21 protein-coding genes and 1 tRNA gene are annotated in these 20,055 nt (G+C 45.4%); 4 read left to right on the forward strand and 18 right to left on the reverse strand.

Annotated elements, in window-relative coordinates; all coding sequences use genetic code 11:
- Nucleotides 1-62: 62 nt before the first annotated feature.
- From EKM71_RS06465 to EKM71_RS11065, 4 genes are all read right to left on the reverse strand, one after another.
- Complete coding sequence (locus EKM71_RS06465; RefSeq protein ID WP_125573806.1) at nucleotides 63-1,691, reverse strand: recombinase family protein; 1,629 nt, start codon at nucleotides 1,689-1,691, stop codon at nucleotides 63-65.
- Nucleotides 1,684-3,015: a recombinase family protein gene (locus EKM71_RS06470; protein ID WP_125573807.1), complete on the reverse strand. Its 1,332-nt coding sequence runs from the start codon at nucleotides 3,013-3,015 to the stop codon at nucleotides 1,684-1,686. The genes EKM71_RS06465 and EKM71_RS06470 overlap by 8 nt, the downstream gene beginning before the upstream one ends.
- An 83-nt stretch (nucleotides 3,016-3,098) precedes the next feature.
- On the reverse strand, nucleotides 3,099-4,904 hold the full coding sequence (locus EKM71_RS06475; RefSeq protein ID WP_164504744.1) for a DUF927 domain-containing protein: 1,806 nt from the start codon (nucleotides 4,902-4,904) through the stop codon (nucleotides 3,099-3,101).
- The gene (locus EKM71_RS11065; RefSeq protein WP_164504745.1) at nucleotides 4,888-5,226 is read right to left on the reverse strand and encodes a hypothetical protein; all 339 of its coding nucleotides are present in this window, start codon (nucleotides 5,224-5,226) and stop codon (nucleotides 4,888-4,890) included. The genes EKM71_RS06475 and EKM71_RS11065 overlap by 17 nt, the downstream gene beginning before the upstream one ends.
- 179 nt (nucleotides 5,227-5,405) lie before the next feature.
- Here EKM71_RS11065 and EKM71_RS06480 point away from each other — a divergent pair, with 179 nt between their 5' ends.
- Complete coding sequence (locus EKM71_RS06480; RefSeq protein ID WP_125573809.1) at nucleotides 5,406-6,884, forward strand: hypothetical protein; 1,479 nt, start codon at nucleotides 5,406-5,408, stop codon at nucleotides 6,882-6,884.
- A gap of 119 nt (nucleotides 6,885-7,003) precedes the next feature.
- On the opposite strand, the gene EKM71_RS06485 is transcribed toward EKM71_RS06480, so the two are convergent.
- The 6 genes from EKM71_RS06485 to EKM71_RS06510 form a co-directional block, all read right to left on the reverse strand.
- Nucleotides 7,004-7,306, reverse strand: coding sequence for a hypothetical protein (locus EKM71_RS06485; RefSeq protein WP_125573810.1), 303 nt, complete (start codon nucleotides 7,304-7,306; stop codon nucleotides 7,004-7,006).
- On the reverse strand, nucleotides 7,303-7,863 hold the full coding sequence (locus tag EKM71_RS06490; protein ID WP_125573811.1) for a DUF1643 domain-containing protein: 561 nt from the start codon (nucleotides 7,861-7,863) through the stop codon (nucleotides 7,303-7,305). Before EKM71_RS06490 ends, EKM71_RS06485 begins: the two co-directional genes overlap by 4 nt.
- Nucleotides 7,864-7,975: 112 nt before the next feature.
- On the reverse strand, nucleotides 7,976-8,380 hold the full coding sequence (locus EKM71_RS06495) for a hypothetical protein (protein ID WP_125573812.1): 405 nt from the start codon (nucleotides 8,378-8,380) through the stop codon (nucleotides 7,976-7,978).
- A gap of 60 nt (nucleotides 8,381-8,440) precedes the next feature.
- Nucleotides 8,441-8,746, reverse strand: a complete 306-nt coding sequence (locus EKM71_RS06500) for a hypothetical protein (protein WP_125573813.1) — start codon at nucleotides 8,744-8,746, stop codon at nucleotides 8,441-8,443.
- A gap of 25 nt (nucleotides 8,747-8,771) precedes the next feature.
- Nucleotides 8,772-9,029 (reverse strand): Mor transcription activator family protein, encoded by a 258-nt coding sequence (locus EKM71_RS06505; protein WP_125573814.1) that lies wholly within the window; start codon nucleotides 9,027-9,029, stop codon nucleotides 8,772-8,774.
- A 108-nt stretch (nucleotides 9,030-9,137) separates the two neighbouring features.
- On the reverse strand, nucleotides 9,138-9,380 hold the full coding sequence (locus tag EKM71_RS06510) for a hypothetical protein (protein ID WP_125573815.1): 243 nt from the start codon (nucleotides 9,378-9,380) through the stop codon (nucleotides 9,138-9,140).
- 193 nt (nucleotides 9,381-9,573) lie between these two features.
- Here EKM71_RS06510 and EKM71_RS06515 point away from each other — a divergent pair, with 193 nt between their 5' ends.
- A complete protein-coding gene (locus tag EKM71_RS06515; RefSeq protein ID WP_125573816.1) occupies nucleotides 9,574-9,948 on the forward strand; it encodes a hypothetical protein in 375 nt (124 codons plus the stop codon).
- A gap of 182 nt (nucleotides 9,949-10,130) precedes the next feature.
- Here the strand turns inward: EKM71_RS06515 and rlmH are convergent, their stop codons facing one another.
- The 7 genes from rlmH to yycF form a co-directional block, all read right to left on the reverse strand.
- A complete protein-coding gene (gene rlmH, locus EKM71_RS06520) occupies nucleotides 10,131-10,610 on the reverse strand; it encodes a 23S rRNA (pseudouridine(1915)-N(3))-methyltransferase RlmH (RefSeq protein WP_125573817.1) in 480 nt (159 codons plus the stop codon).
- A 547-nt stretch (nucleotides 10,611-11,157) separates the two neighbouring features.
- Complete coding sequence (locus EKM71_RS06525; protein WP_125573857.1) at nucleotides 11,158-12,495, reverse strand: S1C family serine protease; 1,338 nt, start codon at nucleotides 12,493-12,495, stop codon at nucleotides 11,158-11,160.
- A gap of 127 nt (nucleotides 12,496-12,622) precedes the next feature.
- The gene (locus EKM71_RS06530; RefSeq protein ID WP_125573818.1) at nucleotides 12,623-13,444 is read right to left on the reverse strand and encodes an MBL fold metallo-hydrolase; all 822 of its coding nucleotides are present in this window, start codon (nucleotides 13,442-13,444) and stop codon (nucleotides 12,623-12,625) included.
- Between the two features lie 276 nt (nucleotides 13,445-13,720).
- On the reverse strand, nucleotides 13,721-14,584 hold the full coding sequence (locus EKM71_RS06535) for a two-component system regulatory protein YycI (protein ID WP_125573819.1): 864 nt from the start codon (nucleotides 14,582-14,584) through the stop codon (nucleotides 13,721-13,723).
- A gap of 26 nt (nucleotides 14,585-14,610) precedes the next feature.
- Nucleotides 14,611-15,906, reverse strand: coding sequence for a YycH family regulatory protein (locus EKM71_RS06540; protein WP_125573820.1), 1,296 nt, complete (start codon nucleotides 15,904-15,906; stop codon nucleotides 14,611-14,613).
- The gene (walK, locus tag EKM71_RS06545; RefSeq protein ID WP_125573821.1) at nucleotides 15,893-17,749 is read right to left on the reverse strand and encodes a cell wall metabolism sensor histidine kinase WalK; all 1,857 of its coding nucleotides are present in this window, start codon (nucleotides 17,747-17,749) and stop codon (nucleotides 15,893-15,895) included. The genes EKM71_RS06540 and walK overlap by 14 nt, the downstream gene beginning before the upstream one ends.
- Before the next feature lie 47 nt (nucleotides 17,750-17,796).
- Nucleotides 17,797-18,510, reverse strand: a complete 714-nt coding sequence (yycF, locus tag EKM71_RS06550) for a response regulator YycF (protein WP_057878201.1) — start codon at nucleotides 18,508-18,510, stop codon at nucleotides 17,797-17,799.
- 625 nt (nucleotides 18,511-19,135) lie between these two features.
- Between yycF and EKM71_RS06555 the strand changes: the two genes are divergently transcribed.
- Both EKM71_RS06555 and EKM71_RS06560 read left to right on the forward strand, forming a co-directional pair.
- Nucleotides 19,136-19,208: transfer RNA gene (locus tag EKM71_RS06555), tRNA-Lys, on the forward strand.
- A 234-nt stretch (nucleotides 19,209-19,442) separates the two neighbouring features.
- On the forward strand, nucleotides 19,443-19,751 hold the full coding sequence (locus EKM71_RS06560) for a hypothetical protein (protein WP_125573822.1): 309 nt from the start codon (nucleotides 19,443-19,445) through the stop codon (nucleotides 19,749-19,751).
- Nucleotides 19,752-19,798: 47 nt separating this feature from the next.
- On the opposite strand, the gene EKM71_RS06565 is transcribed toward EKM71_RS06560, so the two are convergent.
- Nucleotides 19,799-20,035 carry a hypothetical protein gene (locus tag EKM71_RS06565; RefSeq protein ID WP_125573823.1) on the reverse strand — a complete coding sequence of 79 codons (237 nt, stop codon included), beginning with the start codon at nucleotides 20,033-20,035 and terminating at the stop codon, nucleotides 19,799-19,801.
- Nucleotides 20,036-20,055 lie beyond the last annotated feature (20 nt).

The following is a 20,055-nucleotide window of genomic DNA, read 5'->3' on the forward strand; positions in this document are numbered from 1 at the left end:
TTAGCTACATTCATGTCTCATAGATACTTGTGCTCTCCCGCAGTATCCCCGTTCTCCCGTTCTCAAATGACCAGGTGAATACTCCGACCATGCAAAAAGGCAATGCCTTCATCAGACATTGCCTCTGTGTATTCTGCCAACTCCTCCGTTACGTCGCTATCGAATCTCATGTGTACCCATACTAGCTTCTCCTTGCGGTCAAAAGTGATTTTCTCGATGAAACATTGGTAGATATATTTCAATGTATCCGTATCACGTCCCTGAACCACCTCAGCAATCAACTTGAGTAATTGCGTCACATTTTCCACCGACAAGCTAGAATCCGACTGTACATCGCGTTCCCGTAGCGCTCTTAGCTCTGACTCAAGCCCTACCTGATCACCCAGCAACTGATGAATTCTTGGCTCCAAGTCCGATTTCAGCGTTGGCTCCTCATCAACTGTCGACTGTAATCGCCGCAACTTTTGGGTCAATGCATTGATATCACGCTGCTTGTTTGCGATGATTTCGTCTAATGCCTTTCGTTGATTAGCTTCACTAGCCTTCATCCGTTTAACAACGGCCTGTCCAACCTCTGGATCACTCAGTACCATCCTTAGTTTCAGAGCAACCAACTTCTCTGCCTCATCGGCTCGAATGCTATTGGCGTGGCAAACAGCTGAACCCTTACTACGAAAGTTAGCACAACTATAGTAGCGAATACGCTTTTTCGTCCCATCCTTTAAAGTATTAGTCGTATTGCTAGCCCTCATAGCACCCCCACACTCTGGACAACGTAGTAACCCTGTCAGAACATTGGTCCCCAGGTGATTCCACTTGGGCGTGTGCCTCTGGACCTTCAAACGTCGTTGTGTGCGTTCCCAGACATCTTGACTAATGATAGTCTCATGCTTACCTTCAACCACGATAGGATGCTCACTACGGCCCTTACGGCGCTTTAGCTCCCATTGCTCGTACTTTGCATATTGAATTTTCCCCACATATAAAGGATTATTCAAGATATCATGTACAGCCGTTGTCGAAAATGCATTATCGCGCTTAGTACGATACCCACGATGATTCAATTCATTAGCAATAGCTCGTAGTCCTCGTTGCTGCAGGTAGCTGTCAAAGATGAAACGAACGATGCTCGCCTCATCCTCGTTGACTGCAAGAATTTTAGTCCCATCTTCCGTCTTGACGTTGTCATAGCCGAGCACCCGATTGCCATTCATATAACCCTCACGAGCACGCCGTTTCATACCTAGAACGACATTCTCGCCGATTTCATTACGCTCAAACTCACTGACACTGGCCATGACTTGTAGCATCAGCTTACCGGAAGCTGTATCCACTCTAAAGTTCTCGCTGATTGAGTAAAGTTCGATGTTATGGGACTGCAGAATATCAACGATTTCAAGTAGTAATTTTACATTACGCGCAAGCCGCGAACTCTTCCAAACAATCACCGTATCGAAGGCGGTATGTTCAGCATCGCCCAGTAGCTTTTGAAGCTTCTTACGCTTCTTGAGCGATTTACCAGAGATACCACGATCAGCATAGACTTCTACCAAATCAAGGTTTTGCCGTCGACAGTAGTTCTTGATTGTCTGGATTTGTGCATCGATCGAGTAACCTTGCTCTGCCTGTTCAGTTGTTGACACCCGAACGTAAGCCACTGCGCGCCGCTGTTTCACTGCTACACTATCCATTTTTAAGCTCCTCCTCTAAGTCAATAAGATTGACACTAATCCATCTATTCATATAAACACCCAAAACCAACCCTTGCTTGTTGATTTCGACCCTATCTAGTAATCCTTGCCAAAGTTCACTTGCCACCTTGCTTGGCCCTGTAAAAGCCTGGGCAAGGTCAGCTATGGACGTTTGATATTGGCTTAATTTAGCCTGTCTCTCTTCTTCTGTCCGCCTGTCTGAGAGCAATATTGACGCATATTCCTTTGGTGAAATTTGGCCATCCTCCAGTTCACTTAGCAACTGTTTCTTATCACACACAGGGTGGAAATTCATCTGGCGATTAGCCTTAGACGCTAATAATGTTTGCCAATTTGACTCCCTCAGTAAGTAACCCAATCGAGTAAAAATCACCTGCTCGATGACATCCGCCGGTAGCGATATGCTATGACCTGATTGCCGACAACTATAGTATCGATATCGTTTACCAGTAGCGGGTTTACTAACAGCTTCCGGCTTTAGCTTTCGCCGACAATAGGGACACACCACTATCCCATGAAGCCAAAAGTCATCATACTTTTTCACCACATGGTTTCCAGTTCGTTTCTCTTGGACCTTATCGAATAGCGACTGAGATATCAGTGGCGGGAAATTCTCTACTCCCGTATAATGTGAATTTCTTAGTATTCTCGCTACATGGGGCTGTTTTAGGCTGAGGCCAAAATGATGATTGCATTCAGATGTTAGACGTCGGTAACCAAGTGCCGTTGACACATAGCGTTGGAATAGCCAGCGTACTACAGGTGCCGACTCCTGATTTACTACGGCTCGCATAGTTTGGCGCTCGTAATCGTATCCATAAGGCACTTTACTGCTAGAGACCTTCCCTTGCCGAATACGCTCGGCTAAAGCACTGGCTTGATTTTCCCGCGTTACCGACCTTTCAAATTCCGCTACGGCACCGAACATCGTTAGCTGCAGCCGTCCGCTAGCAGAATCCGTGACATCAGCTTCCATGAAGCTACGAATCACGACATTATTTTTCTGACAGAGATCAAAGAAGTCTATTAAATCGTGTAAGTTACGCGCTAGCCTATTTAGTCGGTAAACTAACACAACACTAACATCTGGCTGCTTGACGGCCTGACATAGCCGTTTAAACCCCTCTCGTCTTGTCGTAGAACCTGATAGGCCCTCATCAGCAAAGATGGCGGCTAGCGCCATCTCATGATTGCTAGTCGCCATCTCTTTGATAATAGAACGTTGTACTGATAGTGAGTAATGGTCTGTACCAACTTGTCGTTGAGTTGATACTCTTACATACCCCACAGCTTTATTCATCATCGTTCACCTGCTTTTCATGATGCCAGAGGACATGCTCTAGAAGGGCTGTAGCTACCTCGTCAGCAAATTCATCGAGTGATATTTCATTTTTCACCATGATTAGCGCCCCCTTCATTGCCTAGAATCTGGTCAATATCATCATCTGGTTCAGTCGTATTGAACATCTGATTCAAAATCTGAGGATTCGTGCTTGGAGTTTCAGACGTGCTGGCATTTTTTAAGTTGCCGTTCTCATTGAAGGCCTGTCGTTGCGAGAAATCTTCTTGGTCTACATCTGGAATTACAATTGAGACAACCGCGCGACGCTTCCCCTGTATCTTCACTCGAGCAGTGTTACGATCCGACTCATTTCTCAGGTATCCGGCCTGCTTAAACGATGATAAAACGATTTTATCGCTCTGGGCGCGTAGCTCTTTAATTACTATCGTCTTGAAACTATTGGGGTAAAGGTCAACGTAAAGCTCTTTACCTACCATCGAAATCTGGCCAATTACTTCGGCATGAGGAACCGTCACACCTTTAATAATCAACTGAGACTGGTGAGCCTTGAGATAATCAATCAACTTTGAATATACACGAGAGGCGATGTTCGTCGACCAATTGGCTTTAGAATTTTCAATAGCAAAAGTCATAATTCTCTCGGCATCGATATCAAATTCTGCCGGAAAACATTTATTCATGGCAAGCGCAGTCATCCCCAGCACTGCAAATTTCACCGCTAGTCGGTCACGGTAAACCGAGTCATCCATCATAGCCTTTGCTCGGTCAACTAACTTTGGAAATTTAGCAATCACTGCTTCACGGTTGGTTAGCACCCACGTCGCAAACGGCGTTAGCAAATGACCATAGTCTTGATTGCACACTGCTCGAACCAATTCTGCCTCTTCTGCAGAACGTGTCCATGTCACAGAATCAAATTCAATCACCCGCGTTCGCAGCCCGTCGTTTTCTGCCGTAATCGTCCCGTCGAGTAATCCATGCTCTCCGGTCACAAAAATAGTCGTTTGCCATGAAGTTCCACTTTTTAGGGAAGCTTCTTTCGTGGCCCGGGCCTTGCTAGTTCCTTCGGCAAGGTTGTACACGACGTCGGTTAGCGAGCGTCCACTGTAGCGACTCACCTCGTCTAAGACGATTGGAATCCCTCTATCTCCAGAAAACATGATTGGAATGGCTGTGGGCGTCGCGCTAAAGCTTCTCATCAACGTTCCGGAAGCAGCTAAACGTGTTTGTCCCGACGTTGAGACAGCAAGTAATGAAGCCGTTGTCTTTCCCGTAGACGAATTACCAATCAACGAAAAAATAATACTACGTAGATCGCTGTACGCGTCGGAAAGTGGCGCCAGTAAAACGCTAGACAACCCAGCAACAACGGCAAAGACTAATGCTACATTGTCCGAAATTTTATCGTACATGTTAAACCATCCTTCCCTAGTTCCTTCTGGCGTTAAATCGAACGCATCCGATTTTAAAAAGCCGTCACGCTTTCCATTCAAACTAATTAATTTGTCCGCACCAAACTCAGACTCGTTTAGCCAACCAATTGAGTGATACGACAACTCAATAGATATGCACCGTCGTTGGGCTACCAGATATTTAAGGAGTTGAAGCTTGTTGGTAGGGGTAACCCCTACCCCAATACCAACCAAGGACTCAACTTCACGGGAAGTAAGCTGAGTTGCGGCGACTTCCGTTTCTACTACGTCATGTCGGCTATTTGTATATTGAAGAATATAGCGTTCTTCTCCATCCTCTAGGGACGAAAAGCCCGTAGTAAAAGCCATGGGTGGACAAAGATAGACGTATCCTTTCTCCTTCACGTTATAGCAGAACAAACCGTTTTCTCCCAGCTGATAGCTAGCCGGGATCTTAATTTCATTCCAAGGAGTCAAGAACTTCGCCTCCTTCATCCGTGTGTTCTGGCATATTGGGTTTGCGCTTGGCTTTATACTTGGTCTTTGATTCGCCGCAGACTTCATAGGTATTGGTTCCAACTTTCCGAATCCAACCCCTGTCGACCGCGGCAGCAATCGCACCATAAACCTGGCGCTTCGAATAACCTTCATCCTCCGCCTGTGAGACTAATTCAGCCGTTTTTACGCATTCGCCAACAGCATAGTCATTCAATTCAATCTGAATCCCGGGTAATCCAAAAGGATGACTGACACGATCCTCACGATATGACCCTAAGTTACTTTCTTTTCCATCAGACATTAAAATATCCTCTTTTCCAGCCTAGTCACACCCTCATTTGAAGACGCAACTAAGCTATAATAATTTCAAGAGGGATTGCTCCTTCTTGATGAATTCAGATTACATCTGATGCAGGCCCTTAAATCTATACCCGCCTATTTTTTTTGAAAACACGGGTAGCCATATAACTAGGAGACATTATGTCAACAAATAATTTCGAACTGGATTCACATGACCTCACAACTATTGCCATTGAAGCAGAAAAAATCTTGAATCACGAAAATCTAGGAAACACATCATCACTAAACAACGTTCATTCAGCTAAATCAAATTCACCTTTAGATAAGAAGGTCAAGAAAATAGTAAAAGACACTCTACCCCAACAAGACAGCGACGACTCAGTATATCTATTCGAAGCCATTCCATGGCTAGCCGCAATTTCCGCTTCCAATACCCTAGTAGGTGGTCGAGAAGAACCAGCCCTCAAAAATCGGTATACTGTCCTCAAGAACAAAAATGAGAGTTTAACAAAAATCGTCGATATTCAAAATGATAAGTTCGGGTATGAAACCATTCATCACTCGCAGGCATATCACTATAGTCAAAATCTGATTCATGGAAACAAACACATCGGAGAAAGTGTGCTTGGAGAAATTGTTACTACGTTGAATGGTACAGCGGAAATTCCAAATTACATGGAACAGACTACTAAGAGCATTGATTTATTGAATGTATTACTTGAGCAATTTGCTGTTACAAATTCATTTAATACCGCAAACAACGTTTCATCTGTCTTAGACAGAGTTGAAACTGACAACTCATTCTCCAATGTTCAATCTCTAAAGTTTGAAAACCGATTTCCTTCTAACCTTGAAACTGAAGTTAAGAATCTGATTCAACAACTATACGCTGACCACCCATTCACCAAGGAAGGTATTGCACTGTATTTAAAGCCTCTCCTAGTTCAAAGAGGGCTTTCAAGCACACCACCTACTAGCAACCCTTCTACTAAATCAGCAGTCTCCTCAACGCAAAAGGAACATTCTGCGCTCAATATACATCAAGGAATCGAACTATTTGCTGGAGTTAAGAATGAGCAATTAGGCACTAAGATAATCACCAAGACTATCGACAACTTTAATACAATAAACTCTAGGTCTATAAAATCAGCACAACTAAAATCACAGATAAATTCTTATAAGGGTTTGTCTGCTAAGTCAACGCATATAACTATTGAAGATTTTCTAAATTACGATATAAATAACGTTAGTTTAGTTAAACGTGTCGACAACATAAAACAGATTGACACTGCATCTATCACTCAATTATTCGTTGCGCTAGATACCTTTCTTACCTGTGCCCTTTTAAAAAGCACTCAAGTAAAAACAACAACGTATCCTCTGCAAAGGGTCACTAATGCTCTTAAAAAATTCGACAATCAAATTGATGCAGGCACACTTGATGCATCCACGTTTTCGACAGAGTTATCCCAAGCCCTGACTGATGATTCCAATAAAATCATCGACTATTTTAAACAATGGAACGAGAACTTTGCAGATTTACCGAATTCAGATCTGGATAAAATCAAAGAAACCGTTGCTAAAATACGGCCCATCATTAATCAACTCAATCAGGCAACCAACCATACTAGCGATTGGGAAAATATTATCAACAACTAATGTGATTGCCTTTGTGCTTCTTTATTGGCTAAATCTACAAGTCTCACTAGCTCTGTAATGATAGCGGCGACAACCTTTAGGCCAATCCGTTGTAGAACAAACTTGTTTATCTTCATGCATTACCCCTCCTCAAACCAGACCAGACGTCCGTCTTTAAACAGTCCCATCAAGTAGAACGTCTCCGACTCCAGACCGACAAGTGCATACGCCATCAAGTCAGTACCAGCAATATCATACACATACGCTATGACCCTCACTGGCAGAATCGAGTTACTGTCCGTTGGAAGTAAGTCTGGATCCAGTTCATCTCGCTCAAATACCCCCGCCTCACCAACTAATTCTTGCGGAGATACCTTCCTATTCAAGTAATTGCATGCCTCGTAAGCTAATGCTTGCTTCCACATCTGTTCATCGATAATCATCGCTGTTTTTCCCCCTTTGAGTTTGAAAGAACTTGGATATGCCAGTCTTTACGAACCTTGGCAGCCAATGGATGTGCTGGTTTTCCGCTGCCATCACAAAGCGTTGCTAATTTTTTATCAAGCCCCGCTTTCTTAAGACCATTTACTACACTATCTTGCCGCTTCTGGGCTAACACATTTTGATTGGTAAACGAACCCGTAGCCAAGATAACCTGCTTAACTTCATTAGCAGACAGTAAAATGACCTGATCAGTGACCGAATCTACGCCACTCGACATCAGCTTAGGATTTTCATTAATACCTAGTGCTGAAAATAAGTTGACCATTACTACACCGTCAAATCCTAGTTGACTCACATGATTAACAATCAGCATTGTTGTCAAATCCATGACTACACCATCACTACTACCCGGAAAATTGGTAATGACCATCGCTAATTTCTTGGCCGGTTGATTCCACGTAATTCTCAATTCATACCGGTGGGTTTTGGCCTTGTTGAACTTTACCGTGCCTTCAAGCTTGAAACTTAAGGGACTCGTCATTGCTGCTTCTGTCATAATTTCGTTCTCCTTTTTCTATGTTCCTATGATCCAGTACACAAAAATAGGGCCAACTGACGTTGTATAGAAACGTCAGTTGGCCCTAAAGTTATAATTATTATTTTAATTGTTACTTGTGATACCAGCCCAAATAAGAATAGCTACCAGACCAAGAAAACTTGTACGTAACTTTACCATGACTCTTCTTGACCTTCATATGCGAATTCTTCTTAGTCAAGTTGCCATTATGATAAGTACCCTTTAACTTGTACGTGCCAGCGCTAACCTTCTTATATTTGACATTCGTTAAACTCGTATTTGCCCAACCCGTTCGAGACTGAGTGATTGACTTGGCTTTGACCTTAAATCGTATTGTATTCTTTGTACCATTTTGGTTGTAACTCCGTTTCCATGAACCTCTTACTGCCTTTGGTGTACCCTTGTGCCAAGTTGCAGCATCAGCCGTTGTTGACACCGCTCCACCCACAAAAAGTACGGTCATTGCTGTTACAGCTATCTTACTAAATTTACTCATTATATTTCCCTCCAAATCATTAATTACTAATAATTAATATCAACGCATTTAAAATAACTACTAGAATGGACCTGTCCCATTCTCACGACGCGTATTCAGCATTCTAAGTGCCGAGCTCCGTTCTTCTGGCGAGTTCGTGTAGTCGTTGGCGTAATTCTTCAACTCTTCATTTGTCAGCTGACTCAACCGTTTAAAACGCGCATCTATCTTTTGTCTATGTTCGTGGTCTTGACTAAATGCCCAGCGTACTAACATAAACGCACCGACACCAATACTACCCCAAATTTTGCCCCAACTAAATCCAAATTTCCAGTGTACGAACCAAGCACCACCACCCACAATAATAACTAGCATTAAAAATGACATAAACTAACATCCTTTCAACTAAAAATTAATCCTCTCGTCTCAAAACTTTGTACACCCACTTCTGCGAGTAGCCATACTTATGAGCCAACGCCATTTGATTGTGTCCATCAAACTCTTCTCTCACTCGCTGAGCGGCCAGTTTACGGTCGTACAGATGAATTGGAATACTCAATTGAGTCCCTTTGTACTGAGCATGAATACGCAACATGGCCTCTGTGCCAACTACTTCACTTAAGCTTCGGTAAAACTGGTGTAAGGCTTTAATATCAACATCTTCGACCATTAACTCGCCACCTCTCAATTGAAATTTTAGTCGATACTGGTTCTTTTCGTAACTGCTAAATGACCTTACAAAAGTACTTACACTTTCCTTGAAGTCCGCACTAACTTCTTACCGACGGTTATCTCGAACCCAGCGCTCGGAATACCCATATAGTCTAGCCAAATCCTTGTTGCTGGCCCTAGACGCCTTTAAAATCGGTCGCAACTGCTTGGAGTTATACAACCGCATTGGCAGGCTAACCTGTGACCCTCGCCAATAGCCATAAATTTTCAGCATATTCTCCTCACCAACTAAATCATTTAATTCTTGGTAAATTGGAAATAGCGCATCATAAACGACATTTTCACTCATACTTCAACATCCTCCTGTATACAAAAATAGGCCTAGTGTCAGATACACTAAGCCTTCATGGTAATAATATATATTTGAAAACACGGATAATTCATTTTCATTAGGTCATTTATAAGGAAAAGTACGTGCTGTTATTCACTTGAACAAGCTTCCACATTTTGTATACTTAGGCTATCAATGAGGAGGTCAACCCATGAAAAAAGTAAAATCAATCGCACTAATCGCAACGACTATCTTGGGCATTTCAGCTGTCACACCACTAATCGAACCAGCCCAAACTGCACAGGCTGCTCCGTGGCAAATGAAGTATACTAACGGCTGGTACAAAGTTAAGGTCAAGAAAAACACTAAGGTTAACCGTATCAAATATGGTAAAGCCTCTTATCAAAATAAAGTCTCGGGAAGTTACACCTTACATAAAGGAGCTGTCGTAAAAATTAGCTATCTAGGTCGAGATGGCTTCGATTGGCTGCTTAAAAGTCCACATAAATACAAATGGACCAGCAAGCACGCGTACAGTGCCCATTTCAAAAAAGGATCATTTACCGTACTTAAACACTATAAATAAGCACCTAGAGCCACCTGAGATAATCGGGTGGCTTTTACTCTATACAGCTCATGTCAGGGTTGGCAAGAAATCACCAGTATACCTTGGAGGGCGCGGACCCTCACAATTTCTTAAAACCGCACTACTTATGATACGGACTACCGTAACTCCCCACTCAGCGATTAATCCCAAGAAAAACCGCATCACTTATGATACGGAGATCCTTCATTAATCATAAATGCCCGATAAACCTGCTCCGTCAGCACCAGCCGCATCAGTTGGTGGGGTAAGGTGAACCGGCCAAACGAAATCTGGGTATCTGCACGCTTCAGAACGGCTGGGGTCAGTCCCAAGGACCCCCCAATGACGAACGTGATATCTGAGTGGCCGTAGGTCGTTAAGTCCTTGATCTCCTTGGCAAACTCCTCTGATGAGCGTTCCTTACCGAGAATAGCCAGTGCATAAACGTATTCACGGTCCTTAATCTTGCTCAGGATCCGTTCCCCTTCCGCAGCCATCACCTGGTCCATTTCTGCCTGTGACAGGTTTTCTGGGGCCTTTTCATCCGGCACCTCAACAATACTAAATTTACAGAAACGCGAAAGTCGCTTAGCATACTCTGCGATCCCTTGTTTAAAGTACTTTTCCTTTAACTTACCGACGACGACAAACTTGATGTTCATAATTATCCTCCTATGCACAGGTTATCCACAAAGTTATCCACAGGTGGACAAGCCGTGTTCCTAGATATTGGGGGTAAACGCCGACTACCCTACGACATCTATTTTTTGGAAAAAAGTCAATGCCTTTTTAGTTATCCACTACTATCCCCCAAAACGGGCGTTCGGGGCTACCGCTTACAATCCCTGATATGACGCGTTTTCTATTATTATATTTTCAATAAAATATTTTCTATCCACAGTTATCCACTGAACCTGTGGATAACTTTTGCACCGGCATCAACCGCGCCAGTCTCCTGTTTATAAGTTATCCACCGTAACAGGAATCCAGTTGTCCTCAAAGTTATCCACAATCGCCTTTTTAGAAATTTTCTAGCCTGAATTACCCACGGCCTGGGTTAAGTCTTCGTTCGGTTCCTTTCCCAAGGATAACCGCTTTCAGTCCCTGTCAGTCCCCTCGAAACTTCGGCTTTTCAATTAATAGTTTATCACAGCAAAAAACGCCAGTGGAGAAAATTCCCACTGGCGTTTTCACTTTCAACCCTTGATTTTAGCTTTCTGACGTCGCAGTCGTCGACTTACTCAACTGTGAAGACGTCTCGGTCAATTTGACCTTTGTGGTCTGCTTCTTTCCGTTGTGGTAGTACGTCATCGACACGGTATCATTCAACTTATACTTATAGAGAAGATCCCGCAACGTTGACTGATCAGAGATCTGATGGCCACCCAACTCGGTGATCACATCGTACTTGGCCAAGCCCGCCTTCTTAGCAGGTGAGTCAGCGGAGGCACTCATGACGACAACCCCAGCATCCACGCTAGATGGCAACTTCAGAACTGACTTTTGCTGCGAACTGGAAACATTGGCGAGGTCCACGTAGGTAATCCCTAACGCTGGACGCACAACCTTCCCCTTCTTAACCAGTTGATTGATGATGTTGACCACTTCATTGGACGGAATGGCAAAGCCCATCCCCTCAACACTGGTCCCTTCGGCATCGCTGGCAATCTTCGACGAGGTGATCCCAACAACCTGACCACCGACGTTAATCAGCGCCCCACCAGAGTTCCCAGGGTTAATGGCGGCATCGGTTTGGATAACCGTCGCATTCCCAGTCTGAGTCCCGGCAGAGTTCGTGGTCTCAATCGTCCGTTTCTTAGCGGAAATGATCCCTTCGGTTAAGGACGTTGCGTACTGGCTACCCAGTGGCGATCCGATGGCTAACGCGGTCTCACCGACCTTGATATCATCGGAATTCCCGAAGGAAGCCACCGTCTTAAGTGAAGCACCGTTAACCTTCAGGACAGCCAGGTCGGTAACAGAATCCTTACCAACTAGTTTTGCTTGTAATTGTTTACCAGAGCTTGTGACCACGCGCAGTGCGGATGAACCGGACACGACGTGGTTGTTGGTGACGATGTAAGCCGTGTTGCCGTCCTTCTTATAGACAACGCCTGATCCCTCAGAGGCCTCCTCTAAGGCCGCTTTGGAGGAACTCGAATTCGAAGATGATGAAGAATCCTGACCGAATAATTGGCCCAACGTGCTGTTACTACTGCTTTGTTTCTGCAAGTTGACCACGGAAACCATGGCGCCCTTTACCTTATTGAAGGCCTTAGTGGATTGACTGTTAACATTGACCGTCACATTAGACGTCTTCGTATTGCCAGTTGAATTACTTCCACTTGGTACAGCCGTATCATTAATGCCACTATTATTAAAATAAGTAATACCGCCGTAGGCAGCACCCCCACCTAATAGTCCAGCAACCAGTGCCGTTACGGCCACCTTTGTCAGGGTTAAGCCGCCTCGTTTACGAGTCTGAGGTGTTGGTGTTGTTTGATTATTATCATTAGATTGATTATTTTGATTATTATTATCCATCATATTGCGCAAAAAGCGCGAACCCTCCTCATTCGTCGGCCGGGTCACCGGCCGCTAGTTTAGTAAGTTCTATATTACCCGGATCCTGTGAATTTTTTTTGATAAATAGATGGTGAAATCCTAAAGTTTTCTACAGCGCAACCAAGGGAGTTGCCTCTTCTGGATTGGTATCAATTAACTGAAAATCATGGCCAACACCGAAGTCACGGTTCTCCATCATCGAGGCCACGGTCAGATGGCACAGTGACTGCATGTTGTTGTGAAGGCTTCGGTGCCCCAGATAAATCTTCTTGGTCCGATTGCCAAGCACATCCATCAAGGTATCGGCCCCTTCCTCATTGGACAAGTGCCCCTTATCACCGAGGATCCGCTGCTTTAATGGCCAAGAATACTCGCCCATCCGCAACATTTCGACATCATGGTTACATTCCAACAAATAAGCATCGGCGTCTTTGATCACGCCTTCTACATGTTCGGAGACATAGCCGGTATCTGTCAAGATAACAAAGGTCTTGCCGTGGTAATGAATGGCGTAGAATTGGGGTTCCGCGGCATCATGGGAGACCGAAAAGCTCTCCACGTCGATGTCACCAAAGGTCTGAACGGTGTCTGGCGCAAAGAGGTGCTTCTGAGCCAAATCAACCTTGCCAATCTTCGAACTCATCGCGTCCCAAGTTCCCTCGTTGGCATAGACATTGAGCTGTTGGTACCGTCGTGCTAAAATGCCGACCGCTTGCCGGTGATCCGAATGCTCATGGGTAACCAATAACGAATTGACGTCATTTAAGTCCCGGCCAATATTGCCCATCAATTTTTCAATTTTCTTGCCGCTAAGGCCCGCGTCGATTAAGATCCGCTGGTTAGGGCTTTCCACGTAGCACACATTTCCTGTACTACCACTGGATAAAACACTAATTCGCAACTCATCTGTTGCATCTGTCCGCAATTCCATCTGCCCTCTCCTTAAATTCAATACCGTAATAATACCGCATTTCCGTATCGTTGTAACTAACCGCGTATCAATCATCTTATATTCAAGCTTCATTCATGAGGGATCCCGCACTTCTCGGCTAAAGTAGGCTTACGACGCTGTTACAGCGCCAGGTAGCCCCGCTTCAGCCATTTATGCGTATTTACCAGTTCCACGGTAAGCAGCCCGCCAGCGGCCAATTCTCGCCCACAGTCGTCCTCATTAAAAAAGGACGACCGCAGTCGCCCTTAGAAATCTTTATTCACTGGTTGTGGCGCTCCCGGTTCCACTGACGGACTTCACACTACTATCCGAATTCAGGATAGCACCGGTAAAGGCATTCACCCGTTTAAGCTGGAGGACTCCGGCGTTATTACCACTGTCAGCCTTGTACGCGATGATCCAGGTTGGAATGTACACACTGCTGTTCTTCAAATTGAAGTACCGCGTGTAGGCCAGCTTCGTCCACACAACCTTACTATTATTGGCGATCTGATTATATTGATACAACCAAATGAGGGCCTTTCGTTCGGAAATCGTATCCGTCTTTTCCCGTAAGGTCTTGACTCCCGGCAGATACCCTTGTGAGTAGCCGGTAACCGAGCCAGTGTTGGTCAGACTGAAGCGAATCTCCCCAAACTTGGAATAGATCTGCCCATCCGTGACCCGCTGCGTATAAACGACCGTGTTATGACTGGATAACTGCACGTTGTACTTGTACTGATCCCCATTTAGAATCAGTGAGGCGTTATTAACCACCTCATCCAGTACTCGGTTTGGATGCTTGGTATCCACGCCGTTAATGGCCGCCTTGAAGGTCGAAACAAAGGTCCCATCCGACTGATAACGCACCGTTTGGTCGGTCAGGCTGGTCAACCCACTCTTCACACTATCATTGTTACTGGTGGAGATGTAATAGCCCTCGCCACTCTTCTTAGAGGGTGTCGAGAACTTAATATCGTCGGCCCGCATTTCCTTTACGATCGTGGTGTCGCTATCTACCGAACGGCTGGAGGCCGTCTCGGTCTGGCCCGTGGTGTCGCGCTGAAACGCGGCAAATAGGAAAATATCAAGGGCGATGAACGCGACTAGAAATAGCCACTCAATGCGTCGAAAATCCATACCGGACTGGCCCCCTTACCTCTTGTTTATGGTTTCAGCATCTGCGTGGCAGTCTTCCAACTCCCGTCGTAGTGCACATACCAGGTTGGTGTCAGGTTCACGACCTTGTCTGACGAGGAGGACGCGAGCCACTGATAACCAATCTGTAAACTGCTAATTTTAGATTTATGATAGCCGGCCGCAACCAACTGATCAATGATATTCTGTGTCCCAGGCAAGGTCACCGACTTCTTATCGGTTGGCACTGGCACCTGAAGACTATAGATCGCGAAGTTATACCGCCGCACACCTTGTGACAGCATTTGAATCCGTGCCGCACCGTAGTTACTTTGATTGAAGATTGGGAAACCTTCGACGAAACTCCGATAGGTCACCGTAGACTTGCTGGCATTGTAGCCGTAATAACGCAGGTTTTCCATTGGAATCCCAATGGTCTTCACCGCATCATAACCAGACTTTAACGCCTGGTTGAAGCTCAGCGAAGCCTGTAAGGCACTGTAGTCCTCAAACAACGCGGTTCCACTCTTATTGTACACGGTAAGTTGCCGCGAGGCGCCATCGCTATAAATGGTGCTTTCCTTATTCTTCTTGGCCGAAACGTTGGTCGACTCTCCCTTATTTAACAGGCGAGTCGTGAAGTAGTCCGTGGACTGCTGGTTGACCAGGTAGCTGTAAGACGGCACCGTAACACTGTCGGTAACATAGGCCGAGGCGGAATCTCCGAGCCACTGCATCTTAACGTCAATCCGAAAGAGATTTTCCTTCAGAATCTTCTTGATGGCCGTGACCTGTGACGACTTCACCTTGACCTGATAGACGTTCTGTTTCCGGTCGTCTAGCAGATAGATGTGGTCGCTATTGCCTAGTGGCACCATGATCCGTGAAAATTGCGTCGTGGTCCGTGTCAGTTTACCGTTAAAGACCGTATTGAAGAGGCGACCATTGATCGGGCTCGCGTACGACAATAGCAAACTGTTCTTACGCGTCAGGTAAGTCATGTAATCCGCCTTGGACGCCACGTGAACCCGACTCAGTCGACTGAAGTTCCATTTTTCCAAGGATTCACGAATCTCAGTCGTCAAATTAACTTTTCGGTTGTTTAATAGTTCTTGTTTTCCCGTACCATCGCTATAAATGACCTGCGTGGGGAGGTAAACATCCTTCTGTGGTCGCGTGTTCAGGTCCGTCGCCGGCGTATTGGAGCCACGCTGGCGACTGTGCTCATACTGCGCCGGATTGGTCCAAATCATCGCGGACAGGACCACACTGACAGCCACCGCGACGGTCAATCCCAATGGTAGGAGAGCTTTAGTTATCTTCATCCCAGAGATCATCCTCCTCGTATGGCTTGTAAGGCAGGGAAATGTAGAACGTTGACCCTCTGCCCTCGCGACTATCAACCCAGATTCGGCCGCCCAATAACTGGACAACTTCACGGGAGATGGCCAGGCCTAGCCCAGTCCCACCCTGTGCCCGTGAACGGGCCTTATCAACCCGGTAGAACCGATCAAAGATTCGTGGAATATCCGCACGCGGAATCCCCAAACCTTGGTCAGCAACGCTCAAAATCACGTTGTTATGGGTCTCTAACAGCCGGCAAGTGATGACCCCACCGTCTGGCGAGTACTTAATCGCATTATTCATCAAATTATCCAACACTTGCGTGAAGCGGTCGGTATCAATTTCAACCCACAGATCTCGCTTAGTGAAGTCCCGTTTGATGGTGTAAGTCTTTTCTGGTCGATCATCTTGTTTCAACATCATATCGAAGCGATCCAACACGTAGTTGAAAAGCTCGTTCAAGTTAACCATTTCCATATCAACCTTCTGCGTCCCGGAATCCATCCGTGACAAGGTTAACAGGTCGTTAATCATGCGGATCATTCGGTCCGTTTCTTCCTGCGTCACCTTTAAGAAGTGTGGCGCCACCTCAGGATCTTTCCAGGCCCCTTCGGAAAGCGACTCAATGTAGGCCCGCACACTGGTTAACGGTGTCCGCAGCTCATGAGAGACGTTCGAAACGAATTCCTTACGATCCTGATCAATCTTCTGCTGTTCCGTGACATCGTGAAGCACACAGACCAAACCGGAGATGAAGCCGGATTCTCGCTGAATCAAGGAGAAGTAAGCTTGTAGAATTAGGTCATGTTCCTTAGTAGAAAAGTCCAAAACTAAATCATCTGGGTTCTCTAGCAATTCGCGCAACGTATAGTTGTCGCGGATATCCAGTAAGTCCAGAATTGATTTGCCAACGGCACCGTCAGAGTCGGTATCCAAGAAGCTCGTGGCCGTTTCATTAATAATCGTGACATTCCCACGGCGGTCGGTGGCGATAACCCCATCCGTCATGTGGGCCATGACGGAGTCTAGTCGCCGACGTTCAGATTCCGTGGACTCTTGGGCTTCTTCAACCCGGACAGAGAGGTTATTAACAGCACTGGCCAACTGCCCCAGTTCATCACTCCCATAGACTCGAACGTGCCCAGAATAGTCTCCCCGGGCGATCCGTAAGGTCTGTTTCTTCATCTCATCAATTGGTCTCGTGATAGCCCGGGAAATAATAATGGCCATCACCAGCCCCAAAATAATGGCCACGAAGGCTGCGGACACGTAAATTAGCGTGATTTGATTAATATTCTGATAAACGGAATCCAAACTCGACCGCATCGAAATAACCCCGACTAATTCGCTGTTATTACCCTGCGTTCGAATTATTCGCGTAATGGTGGTGTAGTACCGGCTATTATTCTGAGAATTATAGGTTGTCCGAACCACATCGCGGTTATTGTAGATAGCATTCTTAATGTTATTGTCAGTGGTTTTCTGGCCAACAACCCCTTGGTTGTCGACTTCGTTGGTCCCGCGGATGGTTCCCTTGTTGTCAATGACTCTAATCTGAGCATTGTTGGTGTTGTTAATCTCTGAGAGAGTCGATTTAATTTTCTTATCTGCGGACGTGGTATTCGTCGTCGACAGCTCGTCAGACAAGCGATTCACGATGTAAGTCTGAACCACTTGTTGTGACTTAAAGGTATTCAAGTTCTGACGTTCCAATTGTCGGACGAACACGGCCCCCACGATCTCCAGCGTTAACAACAGGAGGAGCGCGAAAACCAGCGCGATTTTAAAGTGAATCGACTGGAAAAATTTAATTTTGCTATTCACGAAGTGACATACTCCTCCAATGCGAGATTTAGCGGTAAACCGCTCGCTTAGGCCTGATCTTCAGGGTTGCGCAAATAGTAACCCACACCACGCCGCGTAACCAGCCAGGTTGGGTGACTTGGACTATCTTCAATCTTTTCTCGTAAACGACGCACAGTCACATCGACAGTCCGCACGTCTCCAAAGTAATCGTAGCCCCAAACCGTTTGGAGCAAGTGTTCCCGCGTCATCACTTGACCAATGTGTTGGGCCAGGTAGTGAAGTAATTCAAACTCACGGTGGGTCAACTCAATGTTGGCGCCCCGCTTGGAAACTGAGTAGGCTTCGGGATGAATCGTTAAATCACCAATTTCAATATCTTGGTTTTCTGGTTCTTCTGGTTGGGCATGGGCGGCCGTATTCTGGCGCCGTAAGTTGGCCTTGACCCGTGCGACCAATTCTCGATTAGAGAAGGGCTTTGTCACGTAGTCATCAGCCCCTAGTTCCAGACCGAGAACCTTGTCTAATTCTGAATCCTTGGCCGTTACCATGATGATAGGCATGTCATGCTTTTTCCGAATCTCACGGGCAACGTCTAAGCCATCAACCTTGGGCAACATTAAGTCAAGGATAATCAGGTCTGGCGCAGCGTCTTCAACTTGCTGGATAGCGGCTTCGCCGTCGTAAGCAACTTCGACTTCGTACCCTTCCTTTTCCAAATTAAACTTCATAATATCCGTGATAGGCTTTTCATCATCGACAACTAGAATTTTTTTAGGCATAATTAAAAATTTCCTCCTTAAGGGAAATACAGTCCGATCCGATAATTACAGGATTATCGGCAGGCCAGCCATTGGATGTCAAAAAACCATCGTCAACGGGGCCACTACAGTTAGGGTTACATTTTTTTCTCGTTTAAAGTCAAGTTAGAAGTGAGCCCCCCTAGTGGGTAAGCTCGGTAAAAAATTAAAAGCCGTTGCGCGGCCTGAGAAAGATCCAGGACCGGTAAAGCAACGTTGCCTAAATTATAACACATCATGACCTATCTTTCAGGCCTTGGCCGTAAAGGATTTAAGGTGCTTTTAACTTACCATTTCCTGGGAAATACATTGTAGTCATGAACAATTGAGCTAATTATGTCTATTATTCAACTTTTTTCATTTATTTTTTGGCGTAGTTGCACATTCACCAAGGCCAAATCCCCCTTTTAATCAAAAGTTCGTAAAAAAACTTTTATTTTTTCAAGTTCGTCTAATCCTTGAAATACCGGGGATTTGCTTTCTTAAATAACCAATTTTTTGAATAAAAATCAACTTTTTTTGAAAAAGGGGTTGCGCACCCCCAATCCTCATGATATGATAGTTCTCGTTGATATGGAAGACATACAACAGCAACAACTTATCACATGGGCAGCTAGCTCAGCTGGCAGAGCAACGGACTCTTAATCCGTGGGTCCAGGGTTCGATCCCCTGGCTGCCCATAATTACTAATCAGCTTTCACGAAGGAATGGCTTCGTGGTTGCTGATTTTTTTGTGCCCTAAAAGAATATTTATCCGATTACCTTATGTTTATTCATTCTTGCTTGGCTTGCATTGGCGCATCCCCCACGCCTCATCTTTTAGTTCCAGGGGGAGCCGCCATCACTGGCGTTTTTGCTGGGTGTCTGTTACCCTTGACTCGCAACCACTCTTACATATGAAAGAAGGATCGCCTATGTCCTCAGTTTTTTCCAAGGAAGCCCTCACGCTTGAGGTGCTGGATGCCATCTGCGAAAAGCTTGAACTTCAATCAAGTGCCCTGGTTTTTCTCGACTATGAGTTCAAGCCTGGCGAAATCAAAAAGATTGAAACAGCGCTCATTCAACGTTCCTTAAAGCGGCAACCCACATCTAACGCCGATGTGGCAACGTTGGTCCGAACCGTTCGGCCCAGCCTCACTACGCATGCGGCTACCAGTATTGCTGAGCAACTCGTGGCCGGCTTTCTTGCGGAGTCACGTTTCTCAGTTCTAACGGGTAAATAGGCATCAGAAACAAAAAAGCTCACGACGATTGTCGTGAGCTTTTTTGTTTAGCGTGACCAATAACGGCGAATCGCAACTCCCACTTCGATCGCAAAGAGGAGTAAGACAAAGCCGCTTGCACTTCTCAGGAAAACCAAGGCATCATTGAGCCAAAAGACTTGTCCTTGCATCAAAAAATCCACAAGTGCCTTAATAAAGAACACAGGGATTAATAAAAAAATGAAGATTTCCACCAAATCTAGCGATTGTTTAATCTGATCCCGTAAGATCCTTCTAAAACTCACGCCATCTCCTCCTCAGACCT

Origin of the sequence: Levilactobacillus huananensis, assembly GCF_003946145.1 — a bacterium.
Classification (GTDB): domain Bacteria; phylum Bacillota; class Bacilli; order Lactobacillales; family Lactobacillaceae; genus Levilactobacillus; species Levilactobacillus huananensis.